The sequence below is a fragment of the Extensimonas vulgaris genome, from assembly GCF_003337425.1.
GTDB classification, from domain to species: Bacteria; Pseudomonadota; Gammaproteobacteria; order Burkholderiales; family Burkholderiaceae_C; genus Extensimonas; species Extensimonas vulgaris.
In genome coordinates this window covers 1-23,778 of record NZ_QPJU01000014.1, presented here as the reverse complement: position 1 = coordinate 23,778, position 23,778 = coordinate 1, and the positions used below count along the sequence as shown (strand labels likewise).

Below are 23,778 nucleotides of genomic sequence, written 5' to 3'. Positions count from 1 at the left end.
GCGAAGCATCAGCAGGCGGCTCGGCTTGGCCCGCCGCCAACGACCCCCAAAGCCCAGCTCAAGGCTGGGCTTTTTCGTTGTTCGCTGGCACTGCGTCGGCTGCGACGAGCTGCCAGAAAATCCCCGCCGAGGCCATCGTGATCGCGCCGATCGCCACAAACGACGCGCGAAACGCGCCCAGCGAGTGCGCCGCGCCCTGCGTGCCCAGCCACTGCGTGAACGCCCCGAGCAAGGCAGCGCCGCAGGTCACGCCCAGGCTCATGCCCAGCATCTGCACCATGGACAGCATGCTGTTGCCGCTGCTCGCACGCGCCGCGTCGAGGTCGCGCAGCGTGACCGTGTTCATGGCCGTGAACTGCATCGAATTGACGGCGCCGAACAGCGCCATCTGCAGGATGCGCAGCCACAGCGGCTCCTCGCGCGTCATGAGCGCGAACGTCGCGATCACCGCGCCCAGCAAGACCGTGTTGCCGATCAGCGTGCGGCGGTAGCCAAAGTGCAGGATCACCTGCGTGACGACGCGTTTCATGCCCATGCCCGCGAGCGCCATGGGCAGCATCAGCATGCCCGCCTGCGCGGGGCTGTAGCCCATGTTGAGCTGCATTTGCAGCGGAATCATGTAGGGCATGGCGCCCGAGCCTATGCGCGTGAACAGGTTGCCGAGCAGCCCGACGCGAAAGCTCTCGGTCTCGAAAAGCCGCGGCGAAAACAGGGGCGCGGGCGTGCGCAACGCATAGAGCCAATACATCACGAGCGCCGCGAGCCCGAGCAGCAGCAGCACCACCACGGTGGCATGCTGAAAGCCCAGCCCGCCCATGCCATCGAGCGAGAGCGAGATCGCGAGCATCGCCACCATCAGCATCAGGTAGCCCGAAAAATCGAAGCCGCTGCGCTGCGGGCTGCGCAGGTTAGGCATGAAGCGCAGCGTGGCGAGCGCGCCGAGCACGCCCACGGGCAGGTTGATGAGGAAAATCCAGTGCCACGACAGCCACTCCACGAGCCAGCCGCCGAGCGTCGGGCCGATCAGCGGCCCCACGAGGCCGGGGATGGCGACGAAGCTCATCGCCTCGAGAAAGCGCTCGCGCGGAAAATGCCGCAACACCGCAAGCCGCCCCACGGGCAGCAGCATGGCCCCGCCGATGCCCTGCAAGACGCGCGCCGCGCTGAGTTGCGTGAGGCTCACCGAAGCAGCGCAAGCCGCCGAGCCCAGCGTGAACAGCACGATGGCGAGCAAAAAGATGCGCTGCGTGCCGAAGCGGTCCGCAAGCCAACCCGTGGCCGGGATCAGCGTGGCCATGGTGAGCGAATACGCCACCACCACCGACTGCATGCGCAGCGGGCTCTCGTGCAGGCTCGCGGCCATGGCGGGCAGCGCGGTGTTGACGATGGTCGAATCCAGCGTCTGCATGAAAAAGCCCACCGCGACGAGCCAGAGCAGAAAGCGCGGCGCGGCGGGGCTCGGCGTCGAAGTCTCGGGCGCCGCTGCTGCGCCTGGATCGGTCGGCTTCATCGCACTACTCCACCACCGTAAGCTTGGCCACGGCCAGCGCGAGCCACTTGGTGCCGTGGCGCGGGAACTGCACCTGCGCGCGCGCATCCTCGCCCTGCCCTTCGAGCGCGAGCACCTTGCCCTCGCCGAACTTGGTGTGGAACACTGCCGTGCCCACGCGCAGGCCATGCGCCGGGGGCGTTTTCTGCGCCGGCAGGGGCGCATTCACCGGGCTGTCGGATTTCAAGCCAAATTGGTCTGTAGCGCTTGATACACCTGCATAAACAGCTCCTGAAGTGCGAGCAAACGAGGCAAACCCTGGGTGCCGGGGCGTGAGCCACTTGAGCGCGTGCTCGGGCAGTTCGTCGAAAAAGCGGCTGCGCAGGTTGTAGCGCGTCTGGCCGTGCAGCAGGCGCGTCTGCGCATGGCTCAGGTACAGGCGCCGGCGCGCACGCGTGATGGCCACGTACATCAGGCGACGCTCTTCTTCGAGGCTTTCCTGGCTGGAGAGCGCGTTTTCGTGCGGAAACAGGCCTTCTTCCATGCCGCTGATGAACACGGCGTCGAACTCCAGCCCCTTGCTCGCGTGCACGGTCATGAGCTGCACGGCGTCCTGCCCGGCCTGCGCCTGGTTGTCGCCCGCCTCGAGCGCGGCGTGAGTCAGAAACGCCGCGAGGGGCGACAGGGTTTCGCCCGTCTCCAAATCCACATCGGCGGTCCCGGCGCCGGGGCGTGCCGCCGCATCCACGGCGGGTAGCGGCAGGTCGAGCCGCGGCGCGTCGGGGTTCAGCCCCTGGCTTGCCGGGCTTTGGCGCAGCGCGGCGCGCTGCTCGTCCAGCGGCAGTGCCACGGCGTCGCGCCCGAAGCCCTCCTGCATGACGAAGCTCTCGGCGGCGTTGACCAGCTCTTCGAGGTTTTCGATGCGGTCTGCGCCTTCTTTTTCGCTGCGGTAGTGCTCGATCAGGCCGCTGGCATCGAGCATGCGCTCGATGATGGCGCGCAGGTTCAGCCCCTGCGTCTGCTCGCGCAGCACATCGACGAGCGCCACGAACGCGCCCAGGTGCGTGCCCGCGCGGCCCGCCACGGCGGCGACAGCGTCGTGCAGCGAGCAGCCCGCGCTGCGCGCCGCGTCCTGCAACTGCTCGATGCTGCGCGCGCCTATGCCACGCGGCGGAAAGTTCACCACGCGCAGAAAGCTCGTATCGTCGTGCGGGTTCTCCAAGAGGCGCAGGTACGCGAGCGCGTGCTTGACTTCGGCGCGCTCGAAAAAGCGCAGACCGCCATAGACGCGGTACGGCACGCCGGCGTTGAACAGCGCCGACTCGATCACGCGGCTTTGCGCGTTGCTGCGGTACAGCACGGCGATCTCGCGGCGCGCCATGCCATCTTTCACCAGCTGGCGGATTTCATCGACCAGCCACTGCGCCTCGGCCAGGTCGCTCGCAGCTTCATAGACGCGCACGGGCTCGCCGGGGCCTTGCTGCGTGCGCAGCTCCTTGCCCAGGCGGCGGCTGTTGTGGCGGATCAGGGCGTTCGCCGAGTCGAGAATGTTGCTATAGCTGCGGTAGTTCTCTTCGAGCTTGATCTGCTGGCGCACGTCGAATTCGCGCACGAAGTCCTGCATGTTGCCCACGCGCGCACCGCGAAAGGCGTAGATGCTCTGGTCGTCGTCGCCGACGGCCATCACGCTGCCCTGCGTCTGCAGGCGGCCCTCGACCACGTCGCCAGCGAGCTGCTTGAGCCAGGCGTACTGCAGCCGGTTCGTGTCCTGGAACTCATCGACGAGGATGTAGGCAAAGCGGCGCTGGTAGTGCGCGCGGATGGCGTCGTTGTCGCGCAGCAGCTCATAGCTGCGCAGCAGCAGCTCGCCAAAGTCCACCACGCCCTCGCGCTGGCACTGGTCTTCGTAGAGCTGGTAGATCTCCACCTTCTTGCGCGCCACGCTGTCGTGCTGCGGCACGTCGCGCGGGCGCATGCCTTCTTCCTTGCAATTCGCTATGAACTGCTGCAACTGCTTGGGCGGGTAGCGCTCTTCGTCGATCTGGTATTGCTTGCACAGGCGCTTGATGGCCGAGAGCTGGTCTTGCGTGTCGAGGATCTGAAACGTCTGCGGCAGCCCCGTGGCCTTGTGGTGCGCGCGCAGCATGCGGTTGCACAGGCCGTGGAACGTGCCTATCCACATGCCGCGCACGTTCACGGGCAGCATGGCCGAAAGGCGCGTGAGCATCTCGCGCGCGGCCTTGTTCGTGAAGGTCACGGCCAGGATGCCACCCGGCGTCGCGTAGCCGTTTTGCAGCAACCAGGCAATGCGCGTGGTGAGCACACGCGTCTTGCCCGAGCCCGCGCCCGCCAAAATCAATGCATGCCCCGCGGGCAAGGTGACGGCGGCGCGCTGTTCGGGGTTCAGGCCCGCGAGCAATGGCTCGGAGGTGGGCGAATCGGCCAGGCCGGACGGCTCGGCCGGCGCAAAAGAGTGTGGAAGCATGAGGGCATTGTAAAAAGCGGGCCGTGGGAAGCCACAGGCAGGCTGCGACGCAGACCCAATGGCCGGCGCGGGATTGGCCGCGACCCCATGTAGGTAGCCGCCATGGGAATAGAATCAAGCACCGGGCCCAAGTTTCTTGGCGCCCGGTTTTTTGTGCCTGCACGCCCAGCGCCCACGAGACCGAGCCCCAAGCCAAGCGCCCTCTGCTGCCCTGACGTTCAACCCAGATTGTTCATTAGGACGCGGGATGGTGGCGAGGCGGCTGGCGTGGCAGTTTGATCGCGGGTGAGAAGTCCATGGCCGGTGCCATGGACGCCGAAGCCGCGGCCAAAATGACCGGCAGACGTCCGCCAACGCCCGCGTAGGTGCGCAGCACCGCCTAATGGACAATCTGGGTTCAACTTGGAGCCTGGAATCCCATGGAAATTTTCGACTACGACAACATCCTGCTGCTGCCGCGCAAGTGCCGCGTGCAAAGCCGCGCCGAGTGCGACACGCGCGTGGAGCTCGGCGGGCGCAGCTTTCGCCTGCCCGTGGTGCCCGCAAACATGAAGACCGTGGTCGACGAGCCGCTGTGCACCTGGCTCGCGCAAAATGGTTACTTTTACGTGATGCACCGCTTCGACCTCGACAGCGTCGATTTCGCCCGCGCCATGCACGCGCGCGGCTGCTACGCCTCGATCTCGCTGGGCGTGAAAAAGGCCGACTACGAAGCGGTCGATCGGCTCGCAGCCGAAGGCATCACGCCCGAATACGTCACCATAGACATCGCCCACGGCCACGCCGACAGCGTGAAGAAGATGATCGCCCACCTCAAGCGCAAGCTGCCCGGCGCGTTCGTGATCGCGGGCAACGTGGGCACGCCCGAGGCCGTCATAGACCTCGAAAACTGGGGCGCGGACGCGACCAAGGTCGGCATCGGGCCTGGCAAGGTGTGCATCACCAAGCTCAAGACGGGCTTTGGCACGGGCGGCTGGCAGCTCAGCGCGCTCAAGTGGTGCGCGCGCGTGGCCACGCGGCCCATCATCGCCGACGGCGGCATCCGCGAGCACGGCGACATCGCCAAGAGCATCCGCTTTGGTGCCACCATGGTCATGGTCGGATCGCTGCTCGCGGGCCATGAAGAATCGCCGGGCCAGACCGTGGAGGTCGATGGCAAGCTCTACAAGGAGTATTACGGCTCCGCAAGCGACTTCAACAAGGGCGAATACCGGCACGTCGAGGGCAAGCGCATCCTCGAGCCCATCAAGGGCAGGATCGCCGACACGCTCATCGAAATGGAGCAAGACCTGCAAAGCTCCATCAGCTACGCGGGCGGCACCAAACTGCTCGACATCCGCAAGGTGAACTACGTGATCCTCGGCGGTGACAACGCGGGCGAGCATCTGCTGATGTGAGCCCTTGCCACTTCACATGCACGACCACCCGATGCCCAGCTCTACGCCTGCTCCCGCTTCTTTAGAGCCCACTTCGCCGACCAGCGCCGCGCTGCGCATCGCCGTGCTCGGCACGGGCCGCATGGGCCTGCCGATCGCGCGCCGCCTGCACGCCGCAGGGCACCGCGTGCACGCCTGGAACCGCACCCGCGCCAAGGCCGAACCGCTGCAGGACCTGGGCGTGCAGGTGCACGACAGCCCCGCCGACGCCGTGCAGGGCGCCGACATCGCGGTCAGCATGCTCGAAAACGGCCCGGTGGTCGGCGAAGTGCTGTTTGCGCGCGGCGCCGCCGCGGCGCTGCGCCCCGGCGCCCTGTTCATCGACATGGCCTCGATCCAGCCACGCGAGGCACGCGAGCACGCCCAGCGGCTCGCCGCGCTGGGCGTGGCGCACCTCGACGCGCCGGTCTCCGGCGGCACCGTGGGCGCCGAAAACGGCACGCTCGCGATCATGGTCGGCGGCGCGGCGCAAGACTTTGCGCGCGCGCAACCCGTGTGGGCGCCGCTGGGCCGCGCCACGCACGTAGGCGCGCACGGCAGCGGCCAACTGGCCAAGCTCGCAAACCAGATGATCGTGGGCATCGGCATAGGCGCCGTCGCCGAAGCATTGCTGTTTGCCGCCAAGGGCGGCGCCGACATGGCCAAGGTGCGCGAAGCCATGACCGGCGGCTTCGCCGATAGCCGCATCCTGCAATTGCACGGCCAGCGCATGGTGGAGCGCGACTTCGCGCCGCGCGCACGCATGGCGGTGCAGCTCAAGGACCTGCGCAATGCGCTCGACACGGCGCAAGACATCGGCTTCGACGGCCCCATCACGGCCCTGCTCGAAACCCTGTACGCGCAAGCCGTCGCGCACGGCCTCGCAGAGCTCGACCACAGCGGCCTGTTCGTCGAGTTGGCAAAGCGCAATGCGATGTCCTGAATTCCGCTTCGCCTGCCCAAAACTGCAAAAATCTCATGCATAATTGAGGGCTCTGCACTAGCGCAGACCAGCATTCGGGTTCTTAGCTCAGTTGGTAGAGCAGCGGACTCTTAATCCGTAGGTCGAGAGTTCGAATCTCTCAGAACCCACCAGATTTATGCATGCTAAATGCTTGATTTACAGAGGCCTCCCAACGGAGGCCTTTGTTTTTTGCGGCGCAAACAGTGCCCAAAGTGGTGCTGGATCGTGCAAGCAAGCCGCGTCGTTGCCTCTTGCGCCAGGCGCACGCTGGCCCGGCACGGTGCGCCGGTCACACTCCAGCGGATGTGCCAGCCACGCCCTCGACCGAGCGCACCAGTGTGCAAAGGCGCGGGCCGACTTCGGTTTCGAACTTGGCGCACCAAGGGCTGTAAACGGGCAGCGTGAGCGCGAACACCCAGTGCTCTCCATCCTGCGGTTTGGCCATCGGAACGGCGATCGATTCGAGCTCGCGGTGCAAGTCGCCGTGGCTGCGGCAAAAACCGTATCGGGCCAAATCCTTGCGGGCATCGTCGAGCCGCTGCGCTAGCCAGTCGGCGCGCTGCGGCTCCGTGCGGCGCAGCTCTTGCAAATACGCCTGTCGCTCGTCGTCAGGCAAGCCCAGCAAATAGGCGCGCCCCGTTGCCGAACGCGACAATGAAGTGCGCACGCCCACCTCGGGCTGGAAGATGGGGTTACCCAGGCTGTTGGCCTGTTCCACCAGACACAGCTCGCGCCGAAAGCCTACGGCCAGCTGCACCTGGCCTTCGGTCAGATCGGCCAGGGCCTGCATCTGGGGCCGCGCAAAATGCCGCAACGCCAGCCGCGTCAGCACCGGGGAGGACATACCCAACAGTCCCACGCCTGGCACATACTTGGACAAGCGCTCCGAATAACGCAGCAAGCCCAGCTCGCACAGCGTGTCCGTGAGCCGAAACAGCGTGGGCTTGGGCAAGCCGGTCAGATCCATCAACTCTTTGGAGCTGAGTTCCTGGCATTTGCTCGAAAAACAACGCAGGATGGAAACTCCCCGCGCCACAGCATTCACCAGCTTACCGTCTGCGTCCGCGTTCACGTCACGCCTTCCCAAATCAAGTCCGCGACTACCGCGTGCACGCGCTGCAGCGCCGTGGCTGCGCCAAAACCGTAGGCCCTGCGGGTGACGGGCAGCATCATTCCTGGTTGCAGTTTCATATCGCTATCTTTGAGGTCTTTTAGGCCTCCAGCCCTTGTATATCAAGCGCGAAAAGAACCGGACATCACAGACGCTCGATGATGGTCGCATTGGCCATACCGCCGGCCTCGCACATCGACTGCAGACCGTAGCGCTCACCGCTGTCTTCGAGCGCATGCAGCAGGGTCGTCATGAGGCGCACGCCCGAGGCGCCGAGCGGGTGGCCCAGGGCGATGGCGCCACCGCGCGGGTTCAGGCGTTCGCCGTCGGCGCGCAGCTCTTTTTGCCAGGCCAGGGGCACCGAGGCAAAAGCCTCGTTGATCTCGTAGTGCGCGATGTCTTCGAGCCTCATGCGTGCCTTGGCGAGCACACGCTGCGTTGCCGGGATCGGCGCCGTGAGCATGTACAGCGGATCGTCCCCCACCACGTCGAAGGCCACGAAGCGCGCACGCGCACGCAAACCGAGCTGCTGTGCGCGCTGCTCGCTCATGATGAGCATGGCCGCGGCGCCGTCGGTCGTCTGCGAGGCGTTGCCGGCCGTGGTGTGCCAGCGGATCTGCGGAAAGCGCGCGGACAGCTCCGCGCTCTCGAACACGGGCTTGAGCGTCGCGAGCTTTTCCACCGTGGTGCTGGGGCGTATGGTTTCGTCGGCCGTCACGCGGCCCGCGGGCGTATCGATGCCGACGATCTCGCGCGCAAAGGCGCCGCTGGTTTGCGCCGCGTGCGCACGCTGGTGCGAGCGCGCGGCGTAGGCGTCGAGCTCGGTGCGACCCAAATCCCACTTGGCCGCGACGAGGTCTGCCGCCACGCCCTGGCCGACGAGGCCCGGCGCATAACGCGCGTCGAAACGCGCGCCCGTGGTGTTCTGGCCCATGCGCGCACTGCCCATGGGCACGCGGCTCATCGACTCGATGCCGCAGGCGATCACGATGTCCTGCGCGCCCGCCATGATGGCTTGCGCCGCAAAGTGCACCGCCTGCTGGCTGGAGCCGCACTTGCGGTCTATGGTGGTCGAAGGCACGTGCGCGGGCAACCCCGCTGCGAGCCAGGCCATGCGCCCCGGCGTGCCTGCTTGCTCGCCCGCCTGACTCACACAACCGCAGATCACGTCGTCCACGGCACCCGGATCGAGCTGGTTGCGCAGCACCAATTGCTCCAACACTTGCGCCAGCAAGTCCACCGGATGTACCTGCGCGAGCGCCCCATCGGGCTTGGCCCGCCCCATGGGGCTGCGAATCGCATCGACGATGACCGGAGTTTTCATCGAGACACCTTTTTTGAGACTGGTAATTCGAAAAAAGGATGGTAGTTCTGAATGAATGGCCAAAACTTCGGTGTTTACCCCGGTGCCAAAGCGCGGATGTTCCCCAATACTTGCACTGATTCGAATACTTTTGGAACGCGGGGATCGAAATCGATGAACACCCAAGCGATGCAGGGCGACTTTTTCGCACGTGCCGCCGCAACCCCCGACCGCACCGCGCTCGTGCTGGCCGAAAGCTGTGCGCGCCTGAGCGCCGGAGAGCTCGCGCAAAGCACGCTGCGCATGGCCCACTGGCTGGTTGCACAAGGCTTGCAAACCGGCGAGCGCTTTGCCGTGGTGCTGGAAAACCGCTTCGAGATCCTCGCCCTGGTCTTGGCGGCGCAGCATGCGGGCCTCTACGCCGCGGTGCTGAGCACCCACCTCACGCCGGCCGAAATCGCCTACATCGTGCAAGACTGCGATGCGCGGCTCGTCATCGCGTCGCGCAAAACCCTGCCGCTGCTCAGCGAACAGCAGGCCACACAGCCTTTGCCGTGTTGGACGGTGGACGAGGCCACGGCGCAAGTGCCGTCGCTGCATGCGGCTTTGCGAGACCTGCCAGGCCCGCCGCCCGACTTCAGCGACCGGCCACTGGGCCGCGATCTGCTCTATTCCTCGGGCACCACCGGGCGGCCCAAGGGCGTGCTCAAACCACTGCTGCCCAGCCATCTGCGCGGTCAGCCCCACCCTGAAGCGCAAAACCTCGGGTGTCTGCTCGGGATGGACGAGCGCACCGTCTACCTCTCACCCGCACCGCTGTACCACGCGGCACCGCTGCGCTACACGCTGCGCGTGCTGGAGCTCGGCGGCCAGGCCGTGATCATGGAGCGTTTCGACCCCGAAGCCGCGCTCGCACTGATCGAGCGCTACCGCATCACGCACAGCCAATGGGTGCCCACCATGTTCGGCCGCCTGCTGCGGCTGCCCGAGGACGTGCGCAAGCGCCATGACCTCTCCAGCCACCGCATGGCCATCCACGCCGCGGCGCCCTGCCCCATAGCCGTCAAACAGGCCATGATCGACTGGTGGGGCGACATCCTGCTCGAATACTATGCAGGCTCCGAAGGCTGCGGCACGACCATGATCAGCTCCGCAGAATGGCGCCAGCGCCCCGGCTCCGTGGGCCGGCCCACGACGGGCCAGCTGCATATCCTCGACGACGCCGGCCATGAGCTGCCCGCCGGCGCGCTCGGCCATGTTTATTTCTCGGGCGGGGGCGAGTTTTCCTACCTCAACGACCCTGAAAAAACCCGCGCCGCGATCAACGCGCACGGCTGGGCCACCTATGGCGACATCGGCTACGTGGACGCCGAGGGCTACTTGTTTTTGAGCGACCGGCGCGCCGACCTGATCCTCTCGGGCGGCGTCAACCTGTATCCGCAGGAAATCGAAAACGCCCTCCTGCGCCACCCCGGCGTGCAAGACGCGGCGGTCGTCGGCGTGCCGCATGCCGATCTGGGCGAAGTCCCCCTGGCCGTGGTGGTGCTGCGCGCGGGCGTCGAGCCGTCGCTGGCGACGGCGCATGCCATCGCTGCGCGCGCAGCCGAGGTGCTCGCGCGCATCAAACTGCCGCAGCGCATGGTGTTTGCCGACGCGCTGCCGCGCCTGGAGACCGGCAAGCTCTTGCGCCGCAAGCTCAAGGAACACTACCGCACCGAGCCGCACGCCGGCCACGCCCTGAAAAACTCCTGAATCAATAGCTGCCAGCGATGCATACACAAGCGCTAGAGGCCAATTTCATTCAAAACCGAACGGACACCCACCCATGTCAGACCTGATCCCGCGCAGCATCTTCCGCGAAGACCACGAACAATTCCGCGCCCAGGTGCGGCGCTTTTTCGAGCGCGAGGTCGTGCCCTTCCATGCCGAATGGGAGCGCCAGGGGATCGTGCCCAAAGCCGTGTGGCGCAAGGCCGGGCGCGAAGGGCTGCTCAACACCATGCTGCCCGAGCCCTACGGCGGCGGCGGCGACTTTGGGCACGCAGCGGTGCTGATCGAGGAGATCGCGCGCACCGGCGCGAGCGGCCTGGGCTTTCCGCTGCACTCGGACATCGTCGCGCCCTACATCTACGCCTACGGCACGAAAGCGCAGAAAGACCGCTGGCTGCCGCGCATGGCCGCGGGCGAGCTGATCGGCGCCATCGCGATGACCGAGCCCGGCGCGGGCAGCGACCTCAAGTCCGTGCGCACCACGGCGCGGCGCGAAGGTGACCACTACATCCTCAACGGCAGCAAGACCTTCATCACCAACGGCATGAATTCCGAAGTCGTCATCGTGGTCGCCAAAACCGCACCCGAGCTCGGCGCCAAAGGCGTTTCGCTGCTCGTCGTCGAAGAAGGAATGCCGGGCTTCAGCAAAGGCCGCAAGCTCGAAAAAATCGGCCTTTTGGCGCAGGACACCGCCGAGCTGTTTTTCGACAACGTCAAGGTGCCGGCAGACCACCTGCTCGGCGAGGAAAACATGGGCTTCAAATACCTGATGCACGAGCTGGCCCAAGAGCGCCTCGTCGTCGCCGTGCGCGCCGCCATGTCCGTCGAAGCCTTTTTGCAGAAAACCATCGCTTACACGCGCGAGCGCCGCGCCTTCGGCCAGACCGTGTTCGAGTTCCAGAACACGCGCTTCAAGCTCGCCGAGGCCAAGGCCCAGATCACCATGCTGCGCGTGTTCGTGGACGACTGCATGGCGCTGCACATGAAGCGCGAACTCAGCCCCGAGCGCGCCGCCATGGTCAAGCTCAACGCCACGACCCTGCAAAACCGCCTGCTCGACGACTTTCTGCAACTGCACGGCGGCTACGGCTACATGACCGAATACCAGGTGGGACGCGCCTGGACCGACGCCCGCGTGGGCCGCATCTACGGCGGCAGCGACGAAATCATGAAAGAAATCATCGCGCGCACGCTGTAAGCCCCCTCGCCCCCTTCATCGCCCTCAACCGAAAGCCCCGAGGAATCAAACCATGACCATGCTTCGCCGCACAACCCTGCTCTTGCCGCTGATAGCCCTGGCCGCCGCATGTGGCATCGGCAGCGTGCGCGCCGAGGAGAGCTATCCGAGCAAAGCCATTCGCTTCATCGTGCCTTACCCCGCAGGCGGCGGCACCGACACCATCGCGCGCCTCATCGGTACGCAACTAAGCCAGCGCTGGGGCCAGTCCGTGGTCGTAGAAAACAAGCCCGGCGCGAGCGGCATCCTCGGCAACGACGCCGTCGCCAAAGCACCGGGCGACGGCTACACCGTGCTCATGGGCATCACCACCGTGGTGCAAATCCCTGCGCTCTACAAAAAAGTGCCCTACAAGCTCAGCGACCTCGCGCCCGTCTCGCAAATCGCCAAGTCGGCCGATCTGGTCATCGTGCCGCGCAGTTTGGGCATCCCCACGCTACAGCAATTCGTTGAAAAGGCCCGCGCCGAACCCGGTAAATTCAATTACGGCAGCTACGGCAACGCGACTTCCTCGCACCTCAATGGTGAGCGTTTCAAGCAAAAAGCCGGCATAGACATCACGCATATCCCCTTCCAGGGCTCGGGCCCCGAGATGGCGGCCTTGCTGGGCGGGCAGATCACCATGGCCTTCGTCGATGCGACGGCCGCCTACCCGCACCTCAAGTCCGACAAGATCAACGTCCTTGCCATTACCGGCGCGCAGCGCCACCCCGCGCTGCCGCAGGTGCCCACCATGACCGAAGCAGGCTACCCTGGGCTCGAGGCCAACGGCTGGTTCGGCACGTTCCTGCCTGCGAGTACGCCCAAGCCCATCGTGGACAAGCTCGGCGCCGAGATTGCCTCCATCGTCAAGTCGCCAGAGATTCACAAGCGCCTCACGGAAATGGGGCTGATCCCCGTGGGCTCGCTACCCGCGGAATTCAAAGCGCAGATCGAAAAGGACGCCGTCCACTGGAAAAATGTGGTCGAGGCGGCGAAGATTTCGCTCGACTGAAGTCACCCCAAAACCACCTGTAAAAGGAGCGCGATGGGCGCCCTGCCGTTGGGCTCCACCGCGATTCGAGCTCCTTTCGGGCTGAATTTGTCGAAGGCCTGCAGCGCTTTCGGGCCTGCCTCCCCTCACCCCGCCCGCTCCAGCATCGCATGCAGCAGCACATTGCATCCCGCGGTGGTGTGCTCGGGTGTGGCGGATTCGATTTCGTTGTGGCTGATGCCGTCTTTGCAGGGGATGAAGACCATGCCCGTGGGTGCGAGGCGGGCGAGGTACACGGCGTCGTGGCCGGCGCCGGAGACTGCGGGCATGTGCGAGTAGCCCAGTTGCTGCGCGGCGCGCGCGACGGCGGCGGTGCATTCGGGGTGGAAGGGTTGTGCGGGGTAGCTCGACACCAGGGCAATGTCTATGCCCAGGCCCGTTTCGGCCGCGAGGCGTGCGGCGGCGGCGCGGATGTCGGCGTCCATGCGCTCGCACTCGGCGTCGCTCGCGTTGCGCAGGTCTATGCTGAACTTGACCTGGCCAGGGATGACGTTGCGGCTGTTGGGGTGTACCTGCACCATGCCCACGGTGCCGCGGCCGTGCGGCGGGTGGCGCTGCGCGCAGGCCACCACTTCCTGCATCAGGCGCGTGGCCACTTGCAGCGCGTCGCGGCGCAGCGCCATGGGCGTGGGGCCGGCGTGCGCCTCCATGCCGGTGACGGTGCAGTCGTACCAGCGGATGCCGAGCACGCCTGTGACCACGCCTATGGTCTTGTCGTGGTCTTCGAGCACCGGGCCTTGCTCGATGTGCGCCTCGAAGTAGGCGCCCACGGGGTGATCGCCGGGGCGCTGCGGGCCGATGTAGCCTATGCGTTCGAGCTCGGCGCGCACGCTTTTGCCCTCAGTGTCGGTGGCGGCGTAGGCGTGCTCGAGCGTGAAGGCGCCGGCAAACACGCCCGAGCCCATCATCACGGGCACGAAGCGCGAGCCCTCTTCGTTGGTCCAGACGGCGACTTCGATCGGCGCCTCGGTTTCTATGCCGTGGTCGTTGAGCGTGCGCACCACCTCCAGGCCCGCAAGCACGCCGTAGTTGCCGTCGAACTTGCCGCCCGTGGGCTGGGTGTCGATGTGGCTGCCCGTCATGATGGGCGGCAGCGCCGGGTTGCGCCCCGCGCGGCGCATGAAGATGTTGCCGATCTGGTCTATGGTCACTTGCAGGCCGGCGTCGCGCGCCCAGCCGATGACGCGGTCGCGCGCTTGTTTGTCGAGCTCGGTGAGCGCGAGGCGGCACACGCCGCCCTTGGGCGTGGCGCCGATCTGCGCGAGCTCCATGAGCGAGGCCCACAGGCGTTCGCCGTTCACGCGCAGGTGGGCGATGCGGGGTTGGACTGCGGTATCCATGGCTTTGCTCCTTGACAGAATTTGAATCAAAAAACATAGCTTCCAGCGCTCATTCATCAAGCGCCAGAAGGTTATTTCATACCCAACTTTTTGCTATTGATTTCATACTTTCTGGCGCTGCACGGGCGTAGGCGCCAGTTGCTCTGCGCGGCGCTGCAGGGCCTGGAAGTCGGGGCTGAAGGCGGGGCGTGACACGTAGCGCCCGCGGCCGGGTTCGACGCGCAAGTCGCCCTGCGCATAGACGATCTCGCCCTGGCTGATGGTGTGGCTGGGGATGCCGCGCACGCTGCGGCCTTCGAAGATGTTGAAGTCGCCCTTGGAAAACTGTGTGCGCGCCGAGAGGGTTTTGTGGCCCTCAGGGTCCCAGAGCACGAGGTCGGCGTCCGCGCCCACGGCGATGCAGCCTTTGCGCGGGTAGATGTTGAACAGGCGCGCGGCGTTGGCCGAGGTGATGGCGACGAATTCGCTGGGCGTGAGGCGGCCGGTGTTCACGCCCGCGTCCCAGATCACGGCCATGCGCTCTTCGATGCCGCCCGTGCCGTTGGGGATGCGCGTGAAATCCTCCCGACCCTGCGCCTTTTGCGCTGCGCAAAAAGTGCAGTGGTCGGTCGCGGTGGTGTGCAGCTGGCCCGACTGCAGGCCGCGCCACAGCGCCTCCTGGTGGCCGCGCGGGCGAAACGGCGGGCTCATGACGTGCGCCGCGGCGGTGGCGAAGTCGGGGTGGCGATAGACGCTGTCGTCGATCAGCAGGTGGCCCGCGAGCACTTCGCCGTACACGCGCTGGCCGCGGGCGCGCGCGCGGGCGATGGCTTCGGCGCTTTCGGCGCAGCTCACGTGCACCACGTAGATCGGCACGCCGAGCACGTCAGCGATCGCGATGGCGCGCTGCGCGGCCTCGGCCTCGACGGCGGGCGGGCGCGACAGCGGGTGCCCCTCGGGGCCCGTGATGCCGCGCTGCAACAGTTGCTGCTGCAGCAGGAAGACGAGCTCGCCGTTTTCGGCGTGCACGGTGGGCATGGCGCCGAGCTCGAGCGCGCGCTGAAAGCTGTGCACCAGCGTTTCGTCGTCGCACATGATGGCGTTTTTGTAGGCCATGAAGTGCTTGAAGCTGTTCACGCCCTCTTGCTGCACCAGCGTGCCCATGTCGGCGCACACTTGCTCGCTCCACCACGTGACGGCGACGTGAAAGCCGTAGTCCGCCGCGGCCTTGGCGGCCCAGCCGCGCCACTTGCGGTAGGCGTCGAGCAGGGGCTCTTGCGGGTCGGGGATGACGAAGTCGATGATGCTCGTCGTGCCCCCGGCCAGGCCCGCGGCGGTGCCCGTGAAGAAGTCGTCCATGGTCGTCGCGCCCATGAAGGGCAGCTGCATGTGCGTGTGCGGGTCTATGCCGCCGGGCAGCAGGTACTGGCCGCTCGCGTCGAGCACGGCGGCGCCCGCGGGCGCCTGCGCCGCCGCGTCCGCACCCACAGCGGCGATGCGGCCCGCGACGCACAGCACGTCGGCGCGCTCGGCGCGGTCGGCGTTGACGACGGTGCCGCCGCGGATCAGAAGGGCTTGGGTCATGGGTATGTCTCCGTTACTTCATCGGTCGGGCAAGCTGCCACGGCTCATGATTTCTTCGCCGTCAGGTAGTAGTACGCCCCCGCGACGGCCAGGCTGAAAAACCAGCCGGCATCGAACAGCGTGAGCCAGATCGCCGGTATGCCGGCCTTGTCGATCACGCCCGACACCGCGAGGTAGCCTGGCAGGCAGGGCAGCACACCGAGCACGAAGGCCACGAGCGCCTGCGGGTTCCAACCATTGCGGTACTCGTAGGCGCCGCCGCGGCGGTACAGGTCTTCGACTTGCAGCTGTCCCCGGCGCACGAGGTAGTAATCGGCCAGCAGAATGCCCGCAATCGCGCCCAGCAGGGTGCCATAGCCACCGAGCCAGGTGAAAAGGTAGTTCCCCGAGCTTGCCAGCAGCTTCCAGGGCATGAACAGCAGGCCGAGCAGCGCGGCGATGATGCCGCCCGTGCGGAAACTGATCTTGTCGGGCGCAATCTGGCTGAAGTCGTAGGACGGCGAGACCAGGTTCGCGGCCACGTTGGTGGTCAGATTGGCCAGCAGAATCACCAGTAGCCCCAAGCCCGCTGCGATGGGTCCCATTTTGGTGAGCAGGCCGTCGGGGAACAGTTCGGCCTTGCCGTAGAGGATGGCCGAGGCCGAAAACCCGATCACGCCCACCATGGAGAACAAGGCCATGGGAATGGGCAAGCCTATGGCCTGACCCAGCACCTGGTCTTTTTGCGACTTGGCAAAGCGCGTGAAGTCCGGGATGTTGAGCGCCAGCGTGGCCCAAAAGCCCACGAGCCCGGTCAGCGCGCCCCAGGTGCGGGGGCCGCCCTCCACCACTTTGGCGGGCAGGTTGAACAGCTGCGCCGCCGGCACGCGCGCCAGCAGCACCGCGACGAGCACGACGGAAGCCACGATCATCAGCGGAGCGGCGACCACTTCGAGCCTGCGTATGGACTCCGGCCCGCGCCAGATGAACCAGATGTGCACCGCCCAGAAGGCCAGAAAGCACAGGAACTGCGAGCTGCTGATGGTCTGCCCCGGCGCCGGGCCGGCGAGGTTCATGCCTAGCACGTTCAAAAATCCGTGCAGCGCCAGCGCACCAAAGTAGCAGTTGATGGCGAACCAGCCGCAGGCCACGAGACCGCGCAGCACGGCGGGAAGATTGGCCCCCTTTACGCCGAAGGAAACGCGCGCGAGCACGGGAAACGGCACGCCGTAACGCGGCCCCACGCGCCCCAGCAGCACCATGGGCACGAGCACGATGCAATTCGCAAGAAACACCAGCCACACCGCCATCTGCCAGGTAAAGCCCTGGTCCAGCATGGAGCTGGCCATGGTGTACGTGGGCACGCACACCACCATGCCCACCCATAGCGCAGCGTAGTCCTTCCAGTCCCAATGGCGCTGCGCGGCCGTGGTGGGGAGCAAATCTTCGTTGGTAAGCGCATCGCCGGATACGCCGCGCTCTTGCCCCGCCAGGGGGATGGCGCCGCTGCTGCTATCGTTCATGGGAGCACTCCTGTCATGGAAAAGTGAAAAAAGGATGCGAATGGCCGCAAAAGGCATGCTTGGGCACGCAATATCCACACCATAAGCCTTCACGCCGCCACGCGCTGGGGATTGTTCGGATGCGTGGTCCAGTTCGCGTAGCGGCCGCTCACCACCTGGCCCGTGCGCGCATCGACCTCGCCCGGTGCGAGCGTGCGCAGCGTGATGCAGTCGGGCACAGGGCAGACGGTCACGCACAGGTTGCAGCCCACGCAGTCGGCCTCGTCGACGACGAAGCGGCGCACGCCGCCGCTCTCGGGGCTTGCTTCCTGCACGCGGATGGCCTGGTGCGAGGTGTCTTCGCAGGCGATGTGGCAGCGCCCGCAGCCTATGCACAGCGCGGGGTCGATTTGGGCCTTGTCGATGTGGTTGAGGTCGAGCTGGTTCCAGTCCTTCACGCTCGGCAGCGCGCGGCCGCGCAAGTCGTCGAGCGTGCGCCAGCCCTGCGCGTCCATGAAGTTGGCCAGGCCGTCGCACAGGTCTTGCACGATCTTGAAGCCATACACCATTGCGGCCGTGCAGACCTGCACCGTGCCGCAGCCCAGCGCAATGAACTCGGCCGCATCGCGCCAGGTGGTCACGCCGCCGATGCCGCTGAGGGGCAGGCCCGCGGTTTGCGCGTCGCGCGCGATCTCGGCCACCATGTGGAGCGCGATCGGCTTCACGGCCGGGCCGCAGTAGCCGCCGTGCGAGCCCCAGCCGCCGGTGTTGGGCGTGATCGCCATGTGCTCCAGATCGACGCCGATGATGGAGTTGATGGTGTTGATGAGCGACACCGCATCGGCGCCGCCCGCCTTGGCCGCACGCGCCGGGTAGCGCACGTCGGTGATGTTGGGGGTGAGCTTGACGATCACCGGCAGGCGGCTGTAGTGCTTGCACCAGGCCGTGACCATCTCGATGTATTCCGGCACCTGGCCCACGGCCGCGCCCATGCCGCGCTCGCTCATGCCGTGCGGGCAGCCAAAGTTGAGCTCGATGCCGTCCGCACCCGTGTCCTCGACCATGGGCAGGATGCGCTTCCAGCTCGCCTCCTCGCACGGCACCATGAGCGAGACAACCATCGCGCGGTCGGGCCAGGCACGCTTGACGCGCGCGATTTCTTCGAGGTTGGTGCGCAGCGGCCGGTCGCTGATGAGCTCGATGTTGTTGAAGCCGAGCACGCGCCGGTCGGGCCCATGCAGCGCGCCGTAGCGCGGGCCGTTGACGTTGACCACGGGCGGGTCTTCGCCCAGGGTCTTCCAGACCACGCCGCCCCAGCCGGCCTCGAAGGCGCGCGTGACGTTGACCTCTTTGTCCGTGGGCGGCGCCGAAGCCAGCCAGAACGGGTTGGGGCTGCGAATGCCCAGAAAATTGCTGCGGATGTCTGCCATGGGATTTGCTCCGGTCTGCAAAAGGGTTGCGTGCAGGTTGCGTTTGCGTCTGTGCGGTTGCCGTGGTTGCGTGGGTGGCGTGCGTGCCGTGGTTTGACGCGGGTTGCGGTGGCGGTAGCGCGTGCGGGGCTCAGCCGCACAGCGCCTGGTGCATCGCAAGCGCCGCGAGCTTGCCGTGCTGCACGGCCTCGACGGTGAGGTCGCGCCCGCCCGCGCGGCAGTCGCCGCCGGCCCACACGCGCGCCACGCTGGTGCGCCCCAGCGCGTCGGTGGCGATGCGCCCGCCCTGCAGCGCGATGGCCGCGCCTGCGGGCTCGGGCACGTAGTTTTGGCCAATGGCCTTGAGCACCATGTCGGCTTCGAGCGTGAAGGTCTCGCCCGTCTCTACGAGGCGCCCGTCCTGCAGCGCCGTGACCGTGCAGCGCAGGCCGCGCACCTGCCCGTCGGTGCACAGCAGCTCCTGGGGCGCGGCCCAGTGGCGCAGCAGCACGCCCTGCGTCTGCGCCCACTGCTGCTCCGCGGCCGAAGCGGGCATGCTCTCGGGCCCGCGGCGATAGACGATGCTGACCTCCTCGGCGCCGAGCATGCGCGCCTGCACCGCCGCATCGACCGCCGTCATGCCGCCACCGAGCACGAGCACGCGCCGCCCCACGGGCACGCTGGCCAGGTCCTGCGCCTGGCGGATCTCGGCGATGAAGTCCACCGCGTTGCGCAGGCCCTGCGCCTGCGGCTCGGCAATGCCCAGTGCATTCACGCCCGCCAGCCCCAGGCCCAGGAACACCGCGTCGTAAGCAGCGAGCAGCCCATCGAGCGTGAAGTCGCGCCCGAGCTGCTGCCCGCAGCGCAATTCGATACCACCCACCGACAGCAGCCAACGCACCTCCTGCTGCACGAATTCGCTCGTGACCTTGTAGCGCGCCAGGCCGTATTCATTGAGGCCGCCGGGCTTGGGCCGCGCCTCGAACAGCACCACATCATGGCCGCGCAGCGCGAGCCCGTGCGCGCACGCGAGCCCCGCAGGGCCGGCGCCGACCACGGCCACGCGCCGGCCCGTGGGCGCGGCGCGCTCGAACAGCGGCGCGCCCAAAGGATCGTCCGGCTGCTGCTGCGCCGTGAAGTACGCATCGGTGGCGTAGCGCTGCAGCCGGCCGATCTCCACGGGCTTTTCCTGCAAGGCGCTGCGCACGCAAGCCTGCTCGCACAGCACCTCGGTCGGGCACACGCGCGCGCAGGTGCCGCCCAGCGGATTCGCCGACAGGATCGCGCGCGCCGCGCCGCGCAGGTTGTCCTGCGCGATGCGCTGGATGAACGCCGGCACGTCGATCTCGGTCGGGCAGGCGCGCGTGCAGGGCGCGTCGAAACAGTCGTAGCAACGCTCGGCCTCGATCAGCGCCTGTGCGCGCGTGAGGGGTGGGTGCGCGTCGCAAAAACGCACGGCGTATTCGGCCGCATCGAGCCGTGCGGCGTGCAGCCCGCTGGCGCGGCTGGCAGAGGTTGGCATCAGAAAAGCCTCCAGGGAATGGGTCGCAAAGGAATCGCCAAAGGAATCGCGAACAAAAGCGAACGAGCACATCGGCAAGCACGCAAAAGCCGCGCACTCAATTTACTCAATGGTAAAAATTTACCAATAGGTAAAACCCTAACAGCAATAGTCGTGCCCGCCTTGGCCCGCGCTGCTTGTCCCACAATGGTGCGATGCACGCACCTTCTTCGCTCCCGCAAGCCGACTCCCCCGCAAGCCCCGCCACCATGCGCCGCCCCAGCGCCGCGCGCCGGCGCAAGGAAGAAGCCATCGTCACCGAAGCCGAACGCCAGTTCGCGCAATTCGGCTTCGAGGGCGCGACGCTGGAGAGCATCGCCGCCGCCTGCAGCATCAGCCGGCACAACCTGCTCTATTACTTTCCGAGCAAGGAGGCGCTGTACCAGCGCGTGCTCGACGCGGTGCTCGACCAGTGGCTCGCAGGCATGCAAGACCTCGCGCAAAGCGACGCCCCGCAGCAGGCGCTGCGCGACTACATCCGCGCCAAGCTGCGCTACTCGCGCACGCGCCCGAGTGGCGTCAAGGTCTTTGCCAAGGAGATCATCGCGGGCGCGCCGCGCTATGCCCAAGCAATCACCGAGCGCGTGGCGCCGCTGCTGCAGGCCGAGGTGCAGCGCTTCGAGCGCTGGGCCGACGAAGGCCGCATCGCGCGCGTCGATTTCACGCACCTGATGTTCGCGCTCTGGGCGCTCACGCAGTCCTACGCCGAGCAGGAGGCGCAGTTCGCACCATTGCTGGGCAGGCCAGCACTTACCGAAGCCGACTACGCCGCCGCCGAAGCGCTGATCTGCCGCCTCGTGTTCGGCGCGCTGGGGCTGCCCGAATGACTCCTGATTTGAGAGCTGTAAGCGCTTGAAGTACCTGCACAAAGTGCCAATTTGGCTCAGATTTTTAGCCGTCCCAAGGCCGCATCCGCCAGCGCTTGCCCCCAAAAATCTTCATCCATCCCTCTTGAAACCCGAACAAACGCCCGTATCATTAGCACTCGCTACGGGTGAGTGCCAACACCCGTGGAGAAAAAGCCAAGCGTCTGTCGTTGTGCCAGGCGCTTTGTCATGTATCCACACACCATTTTTTGCAAACCAGGAGAGATGCAATGAAACTTCGCCCCCTGCATGATCGCGTGATCGTCAAGCGTATCGAGAGCGAAACCAAGACTGCCTCTGGCATCGTCATTCCCGACAACGCCGCCGAGAAACCCGATCAAGGTGAAGTGCTGGCCGTAGGCCCTGGCAAGAAGAATGACAAGGGCGAACTCAGCCCCATGAGCGTCAAGGTTGGCGACCGCGTCCTGTTCGGCAAGTATTCGGGCCAGACCGTGAAGGTCGATGGCGAAGAACTGCTGGTCATGAAGGAAGACGACCTTTTCGCCGTGATCGAAAAGTAAGCCCCGTCCCCCATTCGACGAACCCCTGATTTTTGAATACGGAGAATCCAAATGGCTGCAAAAGACGTAATTTTTGGTGCTGATGCACGTCACCGCATGGTCGAAGGCGTGAACATTCTCGCCAACGCCGTCAAAGTGACCCTGGGCCCCAAGGGCCGCAACGTGGTGCTCGAGCGCTCCTTCGGCGCCCCCACCGTGACCAAGGACGGTGTGTCCGTGGCCAAGGAAATAGAGCTCAAGGACAAGCTGCAGAACATGGGTGCGCAAATGGTCAAGGAAGTGGCTTCCAAGACCAGCGACAACGCCGGTGACGGTACCACCACCGCCACCGTGCTGGCCCAGGCCATCGTGCGCGAAGGCATGAAGTACGTGGCTGCCGGCATGAACCCCATGGACCTGAAGCGCGGCATCGACAAGGCTGTCGAAGCCCTGATCGAGCAACTCAAGAAGGCCTCCAAGCCCACCACCACGTCCAAGGAAATCGCTCAGGTCGGCTCGATCTCGGCCAACAGCGACACCTCTATCGGCCAGATCATTGCGGATGCGATGGACAAGGTCGGCAAGGAAGGCGTGATCACCGTCGAAGACGGCAAATCGCTGCAAAACGAGCTCGACGTGGTCGAAGGGATGCAGTTCGACCGTGGCTATCTGTCGCCCTACTTCATCAACAACCCCGACAAGCAAGCTGCGATCCTCGAAAACCCGTTCATCCTGCTCTACGACAAGAAGATCAGCAACATCCGTGACCTGCTGCCCGTGCTCGAGCAAGTGGCCAAGGCCGGCCGCCCGCTGCTGATCATCGCCGAGGACGTCGAAGGCGAGGCCCTGGCGACGCTGGTGGTCAACACCATCCGCGGCATCCTCAAGGTCTGCGCCGTGAAGGCTCCCGGCTTTGGCGATCGTCGTAAAGCCATGCTCGAAGACATTGCCATCCTCACGGGCGGCAAGGTCATCGCCGAAGAAGTCGGTCTGGTGCTCGAAAAAACCACGCTGGCCGACCTCGGCCAAGCCAAGCGCGTCGAAGTGGGCAAGGAAAACACCATCATCATCGATGGTGCCGGTGCCGCTGCCGACATCCAGGCACGCGTCAAGCAGATCCGCGTGCAGATCGAGGAAGCCACCTCTGACTACGACCGCGAAAAACTGCAAGAGCGCGTGGCCAAGCTCGCCGGTGGTGTGGCCGTGATCAAGGTCGGCGCTGCGACCGAAGTCGAAATGAAAGAGAAGAAGGCCCGCGTCGAAGACGCCCTGCACGCCACCCGTGCAGCCGTCGAAGAAGGCATCGTGGCCGGTGGTGGCGTGGCCCTGCTGCGCGCACGCCAAGCCTTGGGCGAAATCAAGGGCGAGAACCACGACCAGGACGCCGGCATCAAGCTGGTGCTCAAGGCCATTGAAGCGCCGCTGCGCGAGATCGTGGCCAACGCCGGTGGCGAGCCCTCCGTGGTGATCAACCGCGTGCTCGAAGGCAAGGGCAACTTCGGCTTCAACGCCGCCAACGATACCTATGGCGACATGATCGAAATGGGTATCCTGGACCCGACCAAGGTCACGCGCACCGCGCTGCAAAACGCCGCTTCCGTGGCCGGCCTGATGCTCACCACCGAGTGCATGGTCGCCGAGGCTCCGAAGGAAGAAGCCCCGGCAGCCGGCGGCATGCCTGGCGGCATGGGCGGCATGGGCATGGACATGTAAAAAACCACTGTTCCTTCGCACAAAGGGCCGCGCAAGCGGCCCTTTTTTGTGCCCTCTACCCCGCTGCGTGTGCAGCCGGGCTTCGATGCGTCGCTTCCGCAGGACGGCACCTTGCGCCAAAGGCGCCGGTGCAACGTCACCACAGCACCCTTGCTGCGCCCAAGCCGCAGGCAACTCCCCGGCCCGCCGAGCTGCACACGCTCAGAACGACTCCCAGTCGCCTTCGTTCTGCGTTTGGGGCGCCGATGCATCGATTGCCTTGGTCGTAGGCGCCTTCGCCATTGCGGAGCCTGCCGCCGCAGGCGCACCAAGACGCGCCGTGCCGTCGGCCCGTGCAACCGCTTTGCCCGCACTTGTAGCCGACGGCACGCGCTTGGTCTGTGGCGCTGGAGCGGAAGGCCGCGGCGCTGGCGCGGCGTGCTGGGCCACTGCCTGCAACGTGTCCGCCTCGAGCTTGAACACCGCCACGGCGTTCACGAGCTCGCCCGCCTGGGCGTTGAGGCTGCTGGCCGCAGCGGCCATTTCTTCCACGAGTGCC

At 66.1% G+C, this 23,778-nt stretch carries 18 protein-coding genes, 1 tRNA gene and 1 pseudogene; 9 read left to right on the top strand and 11 right to left on the bottom strand.

What is annotated here, in order from left to right:
* Nucleotides 1-58 precede the first annotated feature (58 nt).
* Nucleotides 59-1,510: a multidrug transporter subunit MdtD gene (gene mdtD / locus DFR45_RS13440; protein ID WP_114484260.1), complete on the bottom strand. Its 1,452-nt coding sequence runs from the start codon at nucleotides 1,508-1,510 to the stop codon at nucleotides 59-61.
* A 4-nt stretch (nucleotides 1,511-1,514) separates the two neighbouring features.
* Nucleotides 1,515-3,974: a UvrD-helicase domain-containing protein gene (locus tag DFR45_RS13435; RefSeq protein WP_114484259.1), complete on the bottom strand. Its 2,460-nt coding sequence runs from the start codon at nucleotides 3,972-3,974 to the stop codon at nucleotides 1,515-1,517.
* A gap of 419 nt (nucleotides 3,975-4,393) precedes the next feature.
* On the opposite strand from DFR45_RS13435, the gene DFR45_RS13430 reads away from it, so the two are divergent.
* From DFR45_RS13430 to DFR45_RS13420, 3 genes are all read left to right on the top strand, one after another.
* Nucleotides 4,394-5,371 (top strand): GMP reductase, encoded by a 978-nt coding sequence (locus DFR45_RS13430; RefSeq protein ID WP_114484258.1) that lies wholly within the window; start codon nucleotides 4,394-4,396, stop codon nucleotides 5,369-5,371.
* Between the two features lie 31 nt (nucleotides 5,372-5,402).
* Nucleotides 5,403-6,332, top strand: a complete 930-nt coding sequence (locus DFR45_RS13425) for an NAD(P)-dependent oxidoreductase (RefSeq protein WP_114484276.1) — start codon at nucleotides 5,403-5,405, stop codon at nucleotides 6,330-6,332.
* Nucleotides 6,333-6,408: 76 nt separating this feature from the next.
* Nucleotides 6,409-6,484: transfer RNA gene (locus DFR45_RS13420), tRNA-Lys, on the top strand.
* Nucleotides 6,485-6,642: 158 nt separating this feature from the next.
* On the opposite strand, the gene DFR45_RS13415 is transcribed toward DFR45_RS13420, so the two are convergent.
* From DFR45_RS13415 to DFR45_RS13410, 3 genes are all read right to left on the bottom strand, one after another.
* A complete protein-coding gene (locus DFR45_RS13415) occupies nucleotides 6,643-7,425 on the bottom strand; it encodes an IclR family transcriptional regulator (protein ID WP_114484257.1) in 783 nt (260 codons plus the stop codon).
* Entirely contained in the window at nucleotides 7,422-7,544 is a 123-nt protein-coding gene (locus tag DFR45_RS14775; RefSeq protein ID WP_277752696.1) for a hypothetical protein, read from the bottom strand. Before DFR45_RS14775 ends, DFR45_RS13415 begins: the two co-directional genes overlap by 4 nt.
* Nucleotides 7,545-7,609: 65 nt before the next feature.
* Entirely contained in the window at nucleotides 7,610-8,788 is a 1,179-nt protein-coding gene (locus DFR45_RS13410; RefSeq protein ID WP_114484256.1) for a thiolase family protein, read from the bottom strand.
* Nucleotides 8,789-8,941: 153 nt separating this feature from the next.
* Between DFR45_RS13410 and DFR45_RS13405 the strand changes: the two genes are divergently transcribed.
* The 3 genes from DFR45_RS13405 (at nucleotide 8,942) to DFR45_RS13395 (ending at nucleotide 12,768) form a co-directional block, all read left to right on the top strand.
* The gene (locus DFR45_RS13405; RefSeq protein WP_421782830.1) at nucleotides 8,942-10,519 is read left to right on the top strand and encodes an AMP-binding protein; all 1,578 of its coding nucleotides are present in this window, start codon (nucleotides 8,942-8,944) and stop codon (nucleotides 10,517-10,519) included.
* Nucleotides 10,520-10,592: 73 nt separating this feature from the next.
* Nucleotides 10,593-11,735 carry an acyl-CoA dehydrogenase family protein gene (locus tag DFR45_RS13400; RefSeq protein ID WP_114484255.1) on the top strand — a complete coding sequence of 381 codons (1,143 nt, stop codon included), beginning with the start codon at nucleotides 10,593-10,595 and terminating at the stop codon, nucleotides 11,733-11,735.
* A gap of 52 nt (nucleotides 11,736-11,787) precedes the next feature.
* Nucleotides 11,788-12,768, top strand: coding sequence for a tripartite tricarboxylate transporter substrate binding protein (locus DFR45_RS13395; RefSeq protein ID WP_114484254.1), 981 nt, complete (start codon nucleotides 11,788-11,790; stop codon nucleotides 12,766-12,768).
* A gap of 125 nt (nucleotides 12,769-12,893) precedes the next feature.
* Here the strand turns inward: DFR45_RS13395 and DFR45_RS13390 are convergent, their stop codons facing one another.
* The 5 genes from DFR45_RS13390 to DFR45_RS13370 form a co-directional block, all read right to left on the bottom strand.
* Complete coding sequence (locus tag DFR45_RS13390) at nucleotides 12,894-14,147, bottom strand: Zn-dependent hydrolase (RefSeq protein ID WP_114484253.1); 1,254 nt, start codon at nucleotides 14,145-14,147, stop codon at nucleotides 12,894-12,896.
* A 102-nt stretch (nucleotides 14,148-14,249) separates the two neighbouring features.
* The gene (gene hydA / locus DFR45_RS13385; RefSeq protein WP_114484252.1) at nucleotides 14,250-15,710 is read right to left on the bottom strand and encodes a dihydropyrimidinase; all 1,461 of its coding nucleotides are present in this window, start codon (nucleotides 15,708-15,710) and stop codon (nucleotides 14,250-14,252) included.
* Nucleotides 15,711-15,754: 44 nt separating this feature from the next.
* Nucleotides 15,755-17,212: an NCS1 family nucleobase:cation symporter-1 gene (locus DFR45_RS13380; protein WP_114484251.1), complete on the bottom strand. Its 1,458-nt coding sequence runs from the start codon at nucleotides 17,210-17,212 to the stop codon at nucleotides 15,755-15,757.
* Between the two features lie 89 nt (nucleotides 17,213-17,301).
* The gene (gene preA / locus DFR45_RS13375) at nucleotides 17,302-18,621 is read right to left on the bottom strand and encodes an NAD-dependent dihydropyrimidine dehydrogenase subunit PreA (RefSeq protein ID WP_114484250.1); all 1,320 of its coding nucleotides are present in this window, start codon (nucleotides 18,619-18,621) and stop codon (nucleotides 17,302-17,304) included.
* Between the two features lie 130 nt (nucleotides 18,622-18,751).
* Nucleotides 18,752-20,122 (bottom strand): NAD(P)-dependent oxidoreductase, encoded by a 1,371-nt coding sequence (locus tag DFR45_RS13370; protein ID WP_114484274.1) that lies wholly within the window; start codon nucleotides 20,120-20,122, stop codon nucleotides 18,752-18,754.
* A 194-nt stretch (nucleotides 20,123-20,316) separates the two neighbouring features.
* Here DFR45_RS13370 and DFR45_RS13365 point away from each other — a divergent pair, with 194 nt between their 5' ends.
* The 3 genes from DFR45_RS13365 to groL all read left to right on the top strand — a co-directional run bounded on the left by DFR45_RS13365 (nucleotide 20,317) and on the right by groL (nucleotide 23,240).
* A complete protein-coding gene (locus tag DFR45_RS13365; protein ID WP_114484249.1) occupies nucleotides 20,317-20,988 on the top strand; it encodes a TetR/AcrR family transcriptional regulator in 672 nt (223 codons plus the stop codon).
* Nucleotides 20,989-21,257: 269 nt separating this feature from the next.
* Nucleotides 21,258-21,548 carry a co-chaperone GroES gene (groES, locus tag DFR45_RS13360; RefSeq protein WP_114484248.1) on the top strand — a complete coding sequence of 97 codons (291 nt, stop codon included), beginning with the start codon at nucleotides 21,258-21,260 and terminating at the stop codon, nucleotides 21,546-21,548.
* A 51-nt stretch (nucleotides 21,549-21,599) separates the two neighbouring features.
* Nucleotides 21,600-23,240 carry a chaperonin GroEL gene (gene groL, locus DFR45_RS13355; RefSeq protein WP_114484247.1) on the top strand — a complete coding sequence of 547 codons (1,641 nt, stop codon included), beginning with the start codon at nucleotides 21,600-21,602 and terminating at the stop codon, nucleotides 23,238-23,240.
* A 201-nt stretch (nucleotides 23,241-23,441) separates the two neighbouring features.
* On the opposite strand, the pseudogene DFR45_RS13350 reads toward groL, so the two are convergent.
* Nucleotides 23,442-23,778: pseudogene (locus DFR45_RS13350) on the bottom strand (methyl-accepting chemotaxis protein); the annotation flags it as partial.